This is a genomic window from Streptomyces sp. NPDC029139, from assembly GCF_055564335.1.
This window is the reverse complement of record NZ_JBVHWN010000001.1, coordinates 758,754-773,504: the sequence shown is the minus strand read 5'-3', so window position 1 is coordinate 773,504 and position 14,751 is coordinate 758,754. Positions and strand designations below refer to the sequence as shown.

At 73.3% G+C, this 14,751-nt stretch carries 9 protein-coding genes; 5 read left to right on the top strand and 4 right to left on the bottom strand.

Annotated elements, in window-relative coordinates; genetic code table 11:
* Positions 1-110 precede the first annotated feature (110 nt).
* On the top strand, positions 111-2,567 hold the full coding sequence (pcrA, locus tag ACZ4VW_RS03485; RefSeq protein WP_467957927.1) for a DNA helicase PcrA: 2,457 nt from the start codon (positions 111-113) through the stop codon (positions 2,565-2,567).
* Between the two features lie 72 nt (positions 2,568-2,639).
* Here the strand turns inward: pcrA and ACZ4VW_RS03480 are convergent, their stop codons facing one another.
* Entirely contained in the window at positions 2,640-4,112 is a 1,473-nt protein-coding gene (locus tag ACZ4VW_RS03480) for a M23 family metallopeptidase (RefSeq protein WP_467957925.1), read from the bottom strand.
* 289 nt (positions 4,113-4,401) lie between these two features.
* Positions 4,402-5,193 (bottom strand): esterase/lipase family protein, encoded by a 792-nt coding sequence (locus tag ACZ4VW_RS03475; protein ID WP_467957923.1) that lies wholly within the window; start codon positions 5,191-5,193, stop codon positions 4,402-4,404.
* A gap of 301 nt (positions 5,194-5,494) precedes the next feature.
* Here ACZ4VW_RS03475 and ACZ4VW_RS03470 point away from each other — a divergent pair, with 301 nt between their 5' ends.
* The gene (locus ACZ4VW_RS03470) at positions 5,495-5,902 is read left to right on the top strand and encodes a cobalamin B12-binding domain-containing protein (protein ID WP_158989561.1); all 408 of its coding nucleotides are present in this window, start codon (positions 5,495-5,497) and stop codon (positions 5,900-5,902) included.
* 529 nt (positions 5,903-6,431) lie between these two features.
* Here the strand turns inward: ACZ4VW_RS03470 and ACZ4VW_RS03465 are convergent.
* Together ACZ4VW_RS03465 and ACZ4VW_RS03460 are read right to left on the bottom strand one after the other, a co-directional pair.
* Positions 6,432-8,018 carry a DUF5691 domain-containing protein gene (locus ACZ4VW_RS03465; protein WP_467957921.1) on the bottom strand — a complete coding sequence of 529 codons (1,587 nt, stop codon included), beginning with the start codon at positions 8,016-8,018 and terminating at the stop codon, positions 6,432-6,434.
* A gap of 37 nt (positions 8,019-8,055) precedes the next feature.
* Positions 8,056-9,420: an SWIM zinc finger family protein gene (locus ACZ4VW_RS03460; protein ID WP_467957919.1), complete on the bottom strand. Its 1,365-nt coding sequence runs from the start codon at positions 9,418-9,420 to the stop codon at positions 8,056-8,058.
* A 127-nt stretch (positions 9,421-9,547) separates the two neighbouring features.
* On the opposite strand from ACZ4VW_RS03460, the gene ACZ4VW_RS03455 reads away from it, so the two are divergent.
* From ACZ4VW_RS03455 to ACZ4VW_RS03445, 3 genes are read left to right on the top strand one after another with little or no spacing between them, the layout of a single operon-like run.
* Positions 9,548-10,654: an ATP-binding protein gene (locus ACZ4VW_RS03455; protein WP_467957917.1), complete on the top strand. Its 1,107-nt coding sequence runs from the start codon at positions 9,548-9,550 to the stop codon at positions 10,652-10,654.
* Positions 10,651-13,020, top strand: a complete 2,370-nt coding sequence (locus ACZ4VW_RS03450) for a DUF5682 family protein (protein ID WP_467957915.1) — start codon at positions 10,651-10,653, stop codon at positions 13,018-13,020. The genes ACZ4VW_RS03455 and ACZ4VW_RS03450 overlap by 4 nt, the downstream gene beginning before the upstream one ends.
* Positions 13,017-14,336, top strand: a complete 1,320-nt coding sequence (locus ACZ4VW_RS03445) for a VWA domain-containing protein (protein WP_467957913.1) — start codon at positions 13,017-13,019, stop codon at positions 14,334-14,336. Before ACZ4VW_RS03450 ends, ACZ4VW_RS03445 begins: the two co-directional genes overlap by 4 nt.
* The last annotated feature ends 415 nt before the right edge of the window (positions 14,337-14,751 follow it).

Below are 14,751 nucleotides of genomic sequence, written 5' to 3'. Positions count from 1 at the left end.
TGCCCGATACATTTTCGTGACCTGATGCGGACGGTCACCTTCCGTGAGAATCCGGTCACTTCTGGAGGTGGGGCCGGGTTGTCGGTGGGGCGGCCTAGACTCGTTAGGCGATGAGCAGCCTCTTTGACGACAGCTTCCTGGCGAGCCTCCAGAACCATTCCTCGGAGGAGCCCCCGCCCCCGCCCGAGGACCACGACCACGGTGCCCCGGCCGCGGAGGAGGTCCCGCACGACCTCTTCGGGGGTGCCTTCGACGTGCCCGCGGCCAGGGACGCGCACTACCGCGACGGTGCCCCGCGCCCCGTCGTGGACGCCTCCGCGCTGCTGGACGGGCTGAACGAACAGCAGCGCGCCGCCGTCGTCCACACCGGCACTCCGCTGCTCATCGTGGCCGGCGCCGGCTCCGGCAAGACCCGGGTCCTCACCCACCGCATCGCCCACCTCCTGGCCACCCGGCACGTCCACCCCGGCCAGATACTGGCGATCACCTTCACCAACAAGGCCGCGGGCGAGATGAAGGAGCGCGTCGAGCACCTCGTCGGCCCGCGCGCCAACGCCATGTGGGTCATGACCTTCCACAGCGCCTGCGTCCGCATCCTGCGCCGCGAGTCGAAGAAGCTCGGCTTCACCTCCTCGTTCTCGATCTACGACGCCGCCGACTCCAAGCGCCTGATGGCGCTGGTCTGCCGCGACCTGGACCTCGATCCGAAGAAGTTCCCGCCGAAGTCCTTCAGCGCCAAGATCTCGAACCTGAAGAACGAGCTGATCGACGAGGAGACCTTCGCCGACCAGGCCGCCGACGGCTTCGAGAAGACGCTCGCCGAGGCGTACCGGATGTACCAGGCGCGGCTGCGCGAGGCCAACGCCCTGGACTTCGACGACATCATCATGACGACGGTCCACCTGCTCCAGGCGTTCCCGGACGTCGCCGAGCACTACCGCCGCCGCTTCCGCCACGTCCTCGTCGACGAGTACCAGGACACCAACCACGCCCAGTACACCCTCGTACGGGAGCTGGTCGGCACCGGTTACGAGGACCTGGAGCCGGCCGAGCTGTGCGTCGTCGGCGACGCGGACCAGTCGATCTACGCCTTCCGCGGCGCGACCATCCGCAACATCCTCCAGTTCGAGGAGGACTACCCGAACGCGACAACGATCCTGCTGGAGCAGAACTACCGCTCGACACAGACGATCCTCTCCGCCGCCAACGCCGTCATCGAGCGCAACGAGAGCCGCCGCCCCAAGAACCTGTGGACCAACGCGGGCGCGGGCGCGCAGATCACCGGCTATGTCGCGGACACCGAGCACGACGAGGCCCAGTTCGTCGCCGACGAGATCGACCGGCTCACGGACGCGGGCGACGCGAAGGCCGGCGACGTCGCCGTCTTCTACCGGACCAACGCCCAGTCCCGTGTCTTCGAAGAGATCTTCATCCGCGTCGGCCTGCCCTACAAGGTCGTCGGCGGTGTGCGCTTCTACGAGCGCAAGGAGGTCCGTGACGTCCTCGCCTACCTGCGCGTCCTCGCCAACCCCGAGGACGCCGTCCCGCTGCGCCGGATCCTGAACGTACCCAAGCGCGGCATCGGCGACCGCGCCGAGGCGATGATCGACGCCCTCTCCCTCCGGGAGAAGATCACCTTCCCGCAGGCGCTGAAGCGGGTCGACGAGGCGTACGGCATGGCGGCCCGCTCCGCCAACGCCGTCAAGCGCTTCAACACCCTCATGGAGGAGCTGCGCACCATCGTCGAGTCCGGCGCCGGCCCCGCCGTGGTCGTGGAAGCGGTGCTGGAGCGGACGGGATACCTCGCCGAACTGCAAGCCTCCACCGACCCTCAGGACGAGACCCGGATCGAGAACCTCCAGGAGCTCGCGACGGTGGCCCTGGAGTTCGAGCAGGAGCGCACCGAGGCCGAGGAGGGTGCCGGGACGCTCGCCGAGTTTCTGGAGAAGGTGGCTCTCGTCGCCGACTCCGACCAGATCCCCGACGAGGACGAGGAGGGGTCCGGAGTCATCACGCTGATGACGCTGCACACCGCCAAGGGCCTCGAATTCCCGGTGGTGTTCCTGACCGGCATGGAGGACGGCGTCTTCCCGCACATGCGCGCGCTCGGCCAGGCCAAGGAGCTGGAGGAGGAGCGGCGGCTGGCGTACGTCGGCATCACCCGCGCCCGCGAGCGGCTGTATCTGACGCGTTCCTCCATGCGCAGCGCCTGGGGCCAGCCCTCGTACAACCCGGCCTCGCGCTTCCTGGAGGAGATCCCGCCGACGTATCTGGAGTGGAAGCGGACCGGCCCCATGGCCAAGCCCGCCGGGCCGACCTCGGGCATCACCTCCTCGCTCTCCTCCTCCCGCGCGCGTACGGGCCCTTCGGGCTTCGCCACGCGCCGCACCACCGACAAGCCGGTCGTCGCGTTGCAGGTGGGCGACCGGGTCACGCACGACCAGTTCGGGCTCGGCACGGTCATGCAGGTGACGGGCGCCGGCGCCGACGCGCAGGCGACGATCGACTTCGGTGACGAGAAGCCCAAGCGACTGCTGCTGCGGTACGCACCGGTCGAGAAGCTGTAGGACCGCGGGACGAGGACGGCAGAGGGGCCCCGGCCGATGGCCGGGGCCCCTCTCCTTCTGTCCTCGGACGCGTCAGCCGGTCGGGCTGAGACCGTGGCCGCGCAGCCACGCCTCGGGATCGATCGCCGCGCCGCCGGCCGGCCGGACCTCGAAGTGGAGGTGCGGGCCGGTGGAGTTGCCGGAGTTGCCGGAGTACGCGATGACATCACCGGCCTTGACCTTGCCGCTGCGGATCTTGGTGCTGCTCAGGTGGCAGTACCAGGTCTCGGTGCCGTCCGCGGCGGTCACGATCGCCATGTTGCCGTAGGCGCTGTTGTACTGGGTGCGGACCGTGCCGTCGGTCGCGGCCATCACCTTCGTGCCGTACTGGACCGGGAAGTCGATACCGGTGTGCACGGACATCCAGTTGACACCGGCCTGCCCGTAGCGCGCGCTGAGCTCGTGCAGCTTCACCGGGAGCGCGAACTTGGGACGCAGCGCCTCCTTGCGGGCCGCCTCCTCCTCGCGCTTCTTCCTCTCGGCTTCCTGACGCAGCTTGAGGTCGATGCGCTCCTGGGTGCGGCTGGCGCGGTCGCCGAAGTCGCGGGCGTCGGCGCTGAGCGCCGCGAGCTGGGTGTCCAGCTCGTTGTTGGCGGCGACCGGCTTGACCGAGGCCGGGTCGGCGGCGGCGAGCGCCGTCGTGTCGGACTTCGTGTCCGCGTCCGCGTCGGCGAGCCCGCCGACCGAGGCGGCCGCGATCCCGGCGACGCCCATGACGCAGGCGGAGGGCACGGCGACGGTCAGGAGCGCGGAGCGCTTGGCGGGGGTACGGCGACGGCCCCGGCTGCCACCACCGGAGGAACGGCGCACGGGACGCGCGGCGTTGGCGGCCGACGCGGTGGCCGTGGACTCGGTGAGGACCTCGGCGGCCGGCTCCTCGGACTCCGCCGGGGGCTCGTAGACGTAGTCGGCGTACTCGTACGTGTAGTCGTCCGCGTACGCGTCCGTGGGTGTGTCCGTGTAGGTGTCGTCCTGCGCGACGGCCTCGAACTGCGCCGTGTGCTCCGCGGGCGCCGTGTGCTCGAACTGCCCGGTGAGGTCCGAGTACTCGGACGACGCGGCGTGTTCGGCCGGCTGCTCGGGGACGAACTCGTACGCGGGGGTGTACTGCTGCGGAACGACGGGCTCGGCGTAGTTCCAGGCGGTGGCGTCGTAGGTGCCCGTCTCGAAGGCCGGGGCGTTCCACTGGCCGGTGGTGTCGTACGAGGTGAGGTGGGCGGCCTCGTACTGGCCGGTCTGCTGCGCCTCGCTCCAGGCGGTGGCGTCCCACTGACCCGTGGTGTCGTACCCCTGCGCCGCCGCCGCCGCCGGCTGCTCCGCGACGTAGGTGTCGTACGTGCCGGCGTCCCACTGGTGGCTGCCGCTCCACTGAGTGGTGTCGTACTGGCCGCTGTGGCCCGCTTCGTAACCGCCCGGGAGGGCGCCGAAGAGTGGGTCGGTCGCGAAGCCGCCGGTGGAGTGGACGTCGTCTCCGACGTATCCGGCGTGGGGGTGCTGGTCGTTCACCAACTTCTCTCTCGCCTCGGCGGCAGGACCAGTCCGGGGCGGGCCCGCTCAGGGGTGTCCCGGGGTTAAGCAGTGGCGCGACTGTACCCGGCGGTATACGCGGGCGACAATCTTCGAAGGGTTTTGGGTCCGCAGGAAACGGGCAATCGGCCGTGTTTCGGCGGCCTCGGGGAAGAGCTTTGGCTCTGTGTTCGAGGAACGTTCGAAGAAAGGACATCCCCTGGCGGGCCGTCAGGCGTCCGTGTGCCGAGAAGTGCGCCGGGGCGCACGCCGCGGCGGGAACCCGGATTCACGCCACGGAGGCGGCTCCCGGCTCTGTCCCGGGCGTGGCGTCGGCGGCATCCTCGGCGTCCAGGACCTCGAGGATCCCGGCCACGACGGTCGGATGCACCGGCAGGGCGAGATGTCCGATCCCGCTGACCCGGACGTTGTGGACCAGCAGATCCGGGTGGTCGAGCCGCGCGGTCTCGACCGGGACCATGACCTGGTCGAGGTCGCTCCAGAAGCTGACGCAGGCCGTACGGCAGTCCGGCGCCGGCTCGGCGAGTTCCCGCAGCACCTCGGAGCCGGGGCGCATCTGGCGGATCAGCGGATGGGCTCCGACCCAGGGCGCGGCGGCCGTACCGGAATGCGGGGTGCCGAGCATGACGAGCGTCCGCACCCGTGCGTCACCGCCCAGGCGCTGTACGTAATAACGGGCGATGAGACCGCCCAGGCTGTGCCCGACGAGGTCGACCTCGTCACGGCCGGTGCGGGCGCACACAGCCTCCACGTGGCGACCGAGCAGCTCGGCGGCGGCGCGCAGGTCGCACGTGAGCGGAGAGTAATTGAACGACTCCACCGGGCGGCGACCGCGCCGGGAGAGGACGCGCCGCAGCAGGACGAAGACCGAGCGATTGTCGACGAAGCCGTGCAGAAGGACCACGGGCCGGCCCGCGCCGGCCGTCGGCTCCTTCGCGGGGGCGGGGCGCTCCGAGACGATTCCGGAGGGGTAGAGGATCAGATGGCCGGTGAGGATCGCCAGCTCAAGGGCATTGGCTTTCAGCGCAGTGGTGACCTTGGTGAGCCTGGTGAACTCCATCGGCGACCTCCCGTACGGCACGCGGGCCCCGAAACGGCGTGCGGTGTGTCGCACCCGTGCCGTGCGGTGTGACGGCGCGGAGCGCGACGACCCCGTAGCGGCTCCCTAGCGCACGACCGACCCGATTGCGGCTTCTGGGCCCGGAACGAGGGCCCGGGAGGGTCCGGCGCAGAGCGAACATGTCCCACCGTGTGATTTCCCCCTCGCTGCCCACCGCGAAACGGCCGCTTGCGGGATGCTGGCGATAACGTTCGTTCACCTCCCCGGCAAATAGGCGCGGGGGTCGCATGTGGAGGCAGTGATGGGTGTGACCGGTCCGATCCGCGTGGTGGTGGCCAAGCCGGGTCTCGACGGCCACGATCGCGGGGCCAAGGTGATCGCGCGGGCACTGCGCGACGCCGGCATGGAGGTCATCTACACGGGGCTGCACCAGACGCCGGAGCAGATCGTGGACACCGCGATCCAGGAGGACGCCGACGCGATCGGCCTCTCGATCCTCTCGGGCGCGCACAACACGCTCTTCGTGAAGGTGCTGGAGCTCCTGAAGGAGCGCGACGCGGAGGACATCAAGGTCTTCGGCGGCGGCATCATCCCGGACGCGGACATCGCGCCGCTGAAGGAGAAGGGCGTGGCGGAGATCTTCACGCCGGGCGCGACGACGGCGTCGATCGTGGACTGGGTGAACGCGAACGTCCGCGTAGCCGCGTAGCCCGCCTGGCGGCGGGGGCGGTGAGCGATGGCACGGCCGCTTGGCGTGCCGGGCGCTCCCGCCACCCCTGGCACCCGGGGCTTATGTGCCCGGTGGCCACGCCGAGGTGCCCGGTGGCCACGCCGGGGCGGGCGGCGGGCGGCCGTTCCGCGGTCGGCACCGCTGCCTCCGTAGACGTGGGTCGACCGCCTGCGGGGTCGTCTAGGGCGCCGGAGTTTGCCGGAACGGCCGGATCGCCGCAGGCGCGGACCGGCGTTGGGCTTGTTCGAGTCCCCGGTAGCGCCGGACGGGCCTCGTCCCTTCCGCAGCGCCGCAGGCGCGGACCGGCCAGGGCATCGAAGCGGGCTGAGCACGGGGCCGGCGGCGGCGCGCGGTGTTCCGACCACCGGGGCCGTCCGGACGGCGAGCGGCCGGGGTGGCGCCTCGCAAGCGCGCGGCTCCGCCGGATCGTCCGGTCGCAGGCCGCGCTCCGACTCTGCCGATGCACCACCGGGCCGACGCACGGCGTGGCCGTTGCCGTAGCCGTGGTTCAGTCCGCCAGCTCCGCTCGCATCTGGGCCCGAAGCCGCAGGGTCGACACCAGGCGCTGGAACGCCTCGGACCAGTAGCCCCCGGCTCCCGGGGAAGCGTCCTCCTGTTCCGCGGGCAGGGCGGTGAGCGACTCCAGTTGGGCCGCCGCCTCCGGGGACAGGCAGCGTTCCGCGAGGCCCATGACCCCGCTGAAGCTCCAGGGGTAACTGCCCGCCTCCCGTGCGATGTCCAGGGCGTCGATCACGGCGCCGCCCAGCGGCTCCGACCAGGGCACCGTGCACACCCCGAGCAACTGGAACGCCTCCGACAGTCCGTGCGCCGCGATGAACGAGGCCACCCAGCGCGCCCGCTCCTCGTCGGGGAGCGTCGAGAGCAGCTTCGCCCGCTCGGCGAGGGACGCGATGCCGGGGCCCGTCGCCGGCGGGGCGGCCGGGGCCCCGAGCAGGGCACGGGACCAGGCGGCGTCCCGCTGCCGTACCGCCGCCCTGCACCAGGCGGCGTGCAACTCTCCCTGCCAGTCGTCGGCGACGGGCAGGGCGACGATCTCCTCGGGCGTCCGCCCACCGAACCGCGCGGACCAGCAGGACAGGGGCGCCGACTCGACCAGTTGGCCCAGCCACCAGGACCGCTCGCCGCGGCCCGCGGGCGGGGTGGGTATCAGTCCGTCCCGCTGCATGCCCTCGTCGCACTCGTGCGGCGCTTCGACGACGACGGTCACGGCCCCTTCCGTACGGTCCAGGGAGACACAGGACGACGCGCGCTCCGCCATCCGTCCCGCGAGCGCCGAGTCGGGCAGCGCGGAGAGCAGTTCGGCGGCCGTGGACCGTACATTGCGACTGCGATCGGACAGGGCCGCCTCCAGGAACTCCTCGTCAACGTCGGAGAGTCCGGCCCGCAGCGAGTCCAGGAACATCAGCCGGTCCTCGGCCCGCTCGGCCGCCCACGTCGAGCGCAGCAGCTCCCGCGCCGCCGCCGCGTCCTGGGCGCGTACGGAGGCGAGCAGCGCGACCCGTTCGGCGAACAGGCCCTCCTCCCACAGCGCCCGGACCGCCTCGCCGTCCCGCGGGTCCGGGAGCGCGGCGCTCCCTCCCGCGCCGCGCAGGGCGAACCTCCACTCCGGATTCAGCCGGGCGAGCCACAGTCCGCGCGGCCCGGCCAGTACCAGGGCCTGGGGCCGCAGATCGGTGCGGGCGCGGGCGGCGTCCAGGAGAGCGGGCAGGGCGGATGCCGGTGCCTTGTAGCCGTGTTCGTTGGCGGCGGCGAGCCACTGGGGAAGCAGCTCGGCCAGATCGGGCGCGGCCCCGCGCCGCCCCCCGGACGGAGCGGCCGCGGCGCGGCCCGCGAGGAGCTGGGTGAGACGGCGGCGGGCGGCCTCGGGCAGGGGCCGTCGGGTGTCCTCGGGCGCGGGCTCCGGAGCCGTACCGGCGGGTCCGGGCCGCAGCCCCGCCCTGCGCCGTACGGTGTGCACCGCCGCGGCGTCGAGCAGCGCGACGGGGGCGTCGCCGGCCGCCGTCGCGGGGAGCGCGGGCGGCCGGCGGTCGGTGCCGAGCAGCGCCGAGGTGACGAGGTCTTCCCAGGCGTCCATCGAATTCCTCCAGGCTGTCGTCGGGCGGTCGTACGGGTCAGTGGAGCGGCACCGTCTCTCCGGGGGCGTCCGCGGACCACGCGGCGAGCGGGGTGAACCCGCGGTGCCCGCACTCACCGAACACGGTCACGGGGCCGCCGCCGGAGAGCGCGGCGAGCCGCCACAGGCCGGGGCGTCCGAGCGCGCGCCCGCTGATCGGCAGCGCCTCACCGGCGCCCGTGACCGGCGCCGCGTCGGCGAGCTGCCAGCCGTGATCCGTGGGGATCGGGACGACGTCGGCCAGCGTCACCGGCCAGGAGTCCAGCCACGGGTCCTCCCGCAGGGCGAGTCCGTAGGCGGTGAGCGCGTCCCCGACCGTGCCGCCCGCGGGCGGAAGGTCGAGCGGCGCGGGTGGGGCGAAGCGCTCGCCCAACTCGGCGCGCAACGCGCCCGCGCCCGCGTGCGGGATCAGCGCGGCGTCGAGCACCGCGCCCACGGGAAGGGCCAGTTCGGGCGCGCGCCCCGCGGCCCCGAACGACAGGAGCAGCGCCGTGCGTCCCGTCTCGCGGCCGTGCAGCCATATACGGCGGGTCGTCAGCTTGCCGTCCGCCGCGTCGTACTGCGCCAGTACCAGCCAGCGGTCCCGCACCGCGGCGCCCTCCGCCGGCGCGGTCAGGCCCACCCGGGTGCGGACGGTCGCGGCCAGCGGTCCGGGGAGCCGGTCGACGGAGAGCCAGGCGCGGTCGAGGAGATGGGTCAGCGCGCACTCCTCCAGGAGCCGCACCGGCCAGCCGGGCCCGGAACCCGGAATCGCGCCCAACTCCCTGACGCGCCCGGCGAGTCCCGGGGCCTGGGCGTCGACCATCCGCGCCGCGGTCTCCTCCCACAGGCCGTACCCGGACTGCTCGGCCGAGGCCAGCCCGCCGCGCAGCAGATCGGCGAGCCGCTGCTCCAACTCCTCGGCTCCCGCCGTGATCCGGGCCGCCCGCCGGTCCGCCCTGCGGCGCGCCGCCTCCGGGTCGGCGGCGGCCGCCCGGCCGGCACCGTCCGCCTCACCGGCCCGCGCCCGCTCGGCCCGCTCGCGTCTGCCCCCCAGCCACCGCGCCGCCCAGTCCGGAGCCTCACCGCCCCCGACGGCGCCTTCGCCCTCGGACCAGAGCAGCAACAGCCCCAGCGCGTGCTTGCACGGAAACTTCCGGCTGGGGCAACTGCACGCGTACGCAGGCCCGGTGGTGTCGACGACCGTGTGGTACGGCTTGCTGCCGCTTCCCCGGCACAGGCCCCAGACGGCCCCCTCGCCGCTGCTGCCCGCACCGGACCACGGCCCGGCCGTGCCGAGCTTGCTCCCCGCTCTGCGCGAGGCGTCGTCAGGAGCCAGTGCCAGCACCTGATCCGCCGTCCAGCGCACCCCCAGTGTGTCCATGCCCTCGACGGTAGGGGGACCCACTGACAACCAGCCCGACCTGCGGTTTCACTGCGTCGGCGGCGATTGTCAGTGGCATGGTGCACGGTGGGTCACACATCAGGTCGAACGATCTGGAGGGGGATCCATGACCGTGTCCGAAACCGTCGCGAGCTCCGAGGCCCTGCGACCGCACGCCGAGCACGCCTTCGCGGACGAGCTGAAGGCCCTCGCCGCCGCCGACGACCGGCCGCGGCCCGTCCGCTGGCAGCTCTCGCCCTGGGCGGTCGCCACCTACCTCCTCGGCGGCACACTGCCCGACGGGACGGTGATCACACCGAAGTACGTCGGACCGCGCCGGATCGTCGAGGTCGCCGTCACCACACTCGCCACCGACCGGGCGTTGCTCCTCCTCGGCGTGCCCGGCACCGCCAAGACATGGGTCTCCGAGCACCTCGCCGCCGCCGTCAGCGGTGACTCGACGCTGCTCGTGCAGGGCACGGCCGGGACGCCCGAGGAGGCGATCCGCTACGGCTGGAACTACGCGCGGCTGCTCGCCCACGGGCCCAGCCGGGACGCGCTCGTGCCCAGCCCCGTCATGCGCGCGATGTCCGAGGGGCTGACCGCCCGCGTCGAGGAGCTCACCCGCATCCCCGCCGACGTCCAGGACACGCTCATCACGATCCTGTCCGAGAAGACCCTGCCCGTGCCGGAGCTCGGGCAGGAGGTGCAGGCCGTACAGGGCTTCAACCTCATCGCCACCGCCAACGACCGCGACCGCGGGGTCAACGACCTCTCCAGCGCGCTGCGCCGCCGCTTCAACACCGTGGTGCTGCCGCTGCCCGCCACCCCGGAGGCGGAGGTCGACATCGTCGCGCGCCGAGTCGACCAGATCGGCCGCTCGCTCGATCTGCCGGCCGTCCCCGAGGGGGTCGAGGAGATCCGCCGCATCGTCACCGTCTTCCGCGAGCTGCGGGACGGCGTCACCACCGACGGCCGTACGAAGCTCAAGTCGCCGTCGGGCACGCTGTCGACGGCCGAGGCCATCTCGGTCGTCACCGGCGGCCTCGCCCTGGCCGCCCACTTCGGTGACGGCATCCTGCGCCCCGCGGACGTCGCGGCCGGCATCCTCGGCGCCGTCGTCCGCGACCCGGCCGCCGACCGCGTCATCTGGCAGGAGTACCTGGAGACGGTCGTCCGGGAGCGCGACGGCTGGAAGGACTTCTACCGCGCCTGCCGCGAGGTGAGCGCGTGACGACGCCCCCGGCCGTCACGGCCCCTTCGGCGGGGACGGCGCCCGGGGCGGCCTCGCCGGTCCGGCGACGCCCGTCCGTCCCCCCGGGTGCCGGGCCCCTCCTCCTCGGGGTGCGGCACCACGGGCCCGGATCCGCGCGCGGGGTGCGCCGGGCGCTGGAGGCGAGGCGGCCCGCGTGCGTGCTGATCGAGGGGCCGCCCGAGGGGGACGGGCTGCTCGCGCTCGCCGCCGACGCCGGCATGCGCCCGCCGGTCGCGCTGCTCGCCCACGCCGTGGACGACCCCGGACGGGCGGCGTTCTGGCCGTTCGCCGACTTCTCACCCGAATGGGTGGCCATCCGCTGGGCCTTGGCCCACGGCGCGGTGGTCCGCTTCATCGACCTTCCCGCCGCCCACAGCCTCGCCGCCACCGACCCCGCCCCGGGCGAGAGGGACGGCGACGAGGCGGATCAGAACACGGCGCTGCGGATCGACCCGATCGGCGAACTCGCGCGCACCGCCGGGTACGACGACCCCGAGCGCTGGTGGGAGGACGTCGTCGAGCTCCGCGGCAGCACCACCCCCGCCGACCCCGCGGCCCCGTTCGCGGCGCTCGCCGAGGCCATGGGCGCCCTGCGCGAGGCGCACGGCGACGCGGGCCACGCCCGCGACCTGGTCCGCGAGGCGTACATGCGGCTCCAGCTGAGGGCCGCGCGCAAGGAGTTCGGCGACGAGGTGGCGGTCGTCTGCGGAGCCTGGCACGTGCCCGCGCTGTCCGCCCGGACGACCGTCGGCGCCGACCGTGCCCTGCTCAAGGGCCTGCCCAAGGTGAAGACCGAGATGACATGGGTCCCCTGGACGCACCGCCGGCTCGCGCGCCGTTCCGGGTACGGCGCGGGCATCGAGGCGCCCGGCTGGTACGGACACCTCTTCGCCGCGCCCGACCGGCCGGTCGAGCGCTGGATGACCAAGGTCGCGGGCCTCCTCAGGGAAGAGGACCGGCTCGTGTCCTCCGCCCATGTCATCGAGGCCGTACGGCTCGCCGAGACCCTCGCGACGATGCGCGGCCGGCCCCTGGCCGGGCTCGGCGAGACCACCGACGCCGTACGCGCCGTCATGTGCGACGGATCCGACGTCCCGCTCGACCTCGTCCGCGACCGCCTCGTCGTCGGCGACGTCCTCGGTGAGGTCCCGGCGGACGCCCCCGCCGTACCGCTCCAGCGCGACCTCACGCGGCTCCAGCGCGGGCTCCGCCTCAAACCCGAGGCGCGGGAGCGGGAGCTGGAGCTCGATCTGCGCAAGGACAACGACGCCGCCCGCAGCAGACTGCTGCACCGGCTGCGCCTGCTCGGCATCGGCTGGGGCGAGCCGGTCGCCGGCCGGGGCAGCACCGGCACCTTCCGGGAGAGCTGGCGGCTGCGCTGGGAACCCGAGCTGCACGTCCGCGTCGCCGAGGCCGGTGTCTGGGGCACCACCGTCGACTCCGCAGCCACCGCCCACGCCGAGGCCCGCGCCGGGGACGCCACGACGCTCGCCGAGGTCACCGCGCTCGCCGAGCAGTGCCTGCTCGGCGGACTCGGCGAGGCCCTGCCCGTCGTCATGACGGCCCTCGCCGACCGGGCCGCCCTCGACTCCGACGTCGGGCACCTCGCCCAGGCGCTGCCCGCGCTGGCCCGTTCCCTGCGCTACGGAGACGTGCGCGCCACCGACACGGCCGCGCTCGGCGAGGTCGCCGCCGGCCTCGCCGAACGGATCTGTGTCGGCCTTCCGCCGGCCTGCGCCGGACTCGACGCCGACGCCGCCGTGGAGATGCGCGGCCATCTCGACGCGGTCCACGGCGCCCTCGGGCTGCTCCCCGACAGCGCCGAGCGCACCGACCGCTGGACCGGAGTCCTCCGCAGGCTCACCGTCCGCGACAGCGTGCCCGGGATCCTCCGGGGCCGCGCCGCCAGACTGCTCCTCGACGAGGGGCGGCTCGACGAGGACGAGGCCGCGCGGTTCATGGGGCTCGCCCTCTCACCGGGGACGGCGCCGGCCGACGCCGCCGCCTGGATCGAGGGCTTCGTCGGCGGCGCCGCCGGAGGCGGCATGATCCTCGTCCACGACGAGCGGCTGCTCGCCCTGGTCGACGCCTGGCTGACCGGCGTCCCGGGGGACACCTTCACCGACGTGCTGCCGCTGCTGCGGCGCACCTTCTCCGCGTACGAACCGGGTGTCCGGCGCACCCTGGGCGAGCTGGTCGCCCGCGGCCCGTCCGCCGACGCGAGCCGTCCCGAGGCCGGAACACCCGGCTTCGCCGCCGGCCTCGACCAGGAGCGGGCGGACGGGGTGCTGCCGGTGCTGCGGCTGCTGCTGGGACACGACGAGCCGGAAAGGGCGGACCGATGACAGGAACCGGACAAGGACCTGGCCCCGCGCCCGGACAAGGACCTGGCCCCGCGCCCGTACAGGCACCGGCGCCCGCCCAGGCGCACCCACCCGCGCCCGCACAGCCACCCGCGCCTTCACCCGCGCCCGTACGCGCGTCCGCACCTCCGCCGCCCGCGCCCGTGACGCGCGACGGGGACGACGAGCGGCTGCGGCGCTGGCGCCTGGTCCTCGGCGGAGGCGAGGCCGACGGCACGGGACGCTCCCTCACGGGCACCGACTCCGCGATGGACGGAGCCCTGACCGCGCTCTACGGACGCGGTGCGAAGGGCGCCACAGGCCGTGACCGGTCAGCCGGCCTCGGTGCCTCGGCCCCTTCCGTCGCTCGCTGGCTCGGCGACATCCGGACGTACTTTCCCAGCTCCGTCGTCCAGGTCATGCAGCGTGACGCCATCGACCGGCTCGGCCTGTCCACCCTGCTCCTGGAGCCCGAGATGCTGGAGGCCGTCGAAGCGGACGTCCATCTCGTCGGGACGCTCCTCTCGCTCAACAAGGCCATGCCGGAGACGACCAAGGAGACGGCCCGTGCCGTCGTACGCCAGGTCGTCGACGACCTCGAGAAGCGCCTCGCGACCCGCACCCGGGCCACCCTCACCGGCGCGCTCGACCGCTCGGCCCGGATCAGCCGCCCCCGCCACCGGGACATCGACTGGGACCGCACGATCCGCGCGAATCTCAAGAACTACCTGCCCGAGTACGGCACCGTCGTCCCCGAGCGGCTCATCGGTTACGGCCGGGCGGCCCAGTCGGTCAAGAAGGACGTCATCCTCTGCATCGACCAGTCCGGCTCGATGGCGGCCTCCGTCGTCTACGCGTCGGTGTTCGGCGCGGTCCTCGCCTCGATGCGCTCGATCGCCACCCGGCTCGTCGTCTTCGACACGGCGGTCGTCGACCTCACCGACCAGCTCGACGACCCGGTCGACGTCCTCTTCGGCACCCAGCTCGGCGGCGGCACCGACATCAACCGCGCCCTCGCGTACTGCCAGTCGCAGATCACCCGTCCCGCCGACACCGTCGTCGTCCTGATCAGCGACCTCTACGAAGGGGGCATACGCGACGAGATGCTGAAGCGGGTCGCGGCGATGAAGACGTCGGGCGTGCAGTTCGTGGCCCTGCTCGCGCTCTCCGACGAGGGCACCCCGGCCTACGACCGCGAGCACGCGGCCGCGCTCGCCGCGCTCGGCGCCCCCGCGTTCGCCTGCACCCCGGACCTCTTCCCGGAGGTGATGGCGGCGGCGATCGAGAAACGCCCCCTGCCCGTCCCGGACACCCTCTGAGGCGGGTCCGGCCGCCCCGGCGGCTGCGGAATCCGCAGCCCCGACACCACCCGACCGGGCGCGCGTGGGTGCACTGAGGTCCATATCACAACCGGCCGTGCGGGCCCCTCACCTCGGCGGCGGGCGCGTCGTGAGGTCGACAACGCCCCGTTCCCACCTGTGCCGTGGGCCCCGAGGCCACTCCCGGGGCCCCCTACGGAACGCCTCCCCACCCCTACGATCTGTGACCCGTATCACCGCTCCGTTGTGATCTGCGATTTAGGGACCCACGGCCCTCGGGGATAACCTGCGAGACGGACATGCCGCGTCCACGGACACCGTGTACGCCTCCCTTGTGACAGCGCAGTCACGTTGCCCTTCGCGGCACGCCCACGCAGACAACGAACCGCGATCATCAGAAAAGGGACGGACGCGC

What these genes read in the sequence shown, in the direction of transcription:
- pcrA (WP_467957927.1), top strand. Translation starts at nt 111, where the DNA reads ATGAGCAGCCTCTTTGACGACAGCTTCCTGGCGAGCCTCCAGAACCAT.
- ACZ4VW_RS03475 (WP_467957923.1), bottom strand. Translation starts at nt 5,193, where the DNA reads ATGGAGTTCACCAGGCTCACCAAGGTCACCACTGCGCTGAAAGCCAAT.
- ACZ4VW_RS03470 (WP_158989561.1), top strand. Translation starts at nt 5,495, where the DNA reads ATGGGTGTGACCGGTCCGATCCGCGTGGTGGTGGCCAAGCCGGGTCTC.
- ACZ4VW_RS03465 (WP_467957921.1), bottom strand. Translation starts at nt 8,018, where the DNA reads ATGGACGCCTGGGAAGACCTCGTCACCTCGGCGCTGCTCGGCACCGAC.
- ACZ4VW_RS03460 (WP_467957919.1), bottom strand. Translation starts at nt 9,420, where the DNA reads ATGGACACACTGGGGGTGCGCTGGACGGCGGATCAGGTGCTGGCACTG.
- ACZ4VW_RS03455 (WP_467957917.1), top strand. Translation starts at nt 9,548, where the DNA reads ATGACCGTGTCCGAAACCGTCGCGAGCTCCGAGGCCCTGCGACCGCAC.
- ACZ4VW_RS03445 (WP_467957913.1), top strand. Translation starts at nt 13,017, where the DNA reads ATGACAGGAACCGGACAAGGACCTGGCCCCGCGCCCGGACAAGGACCT.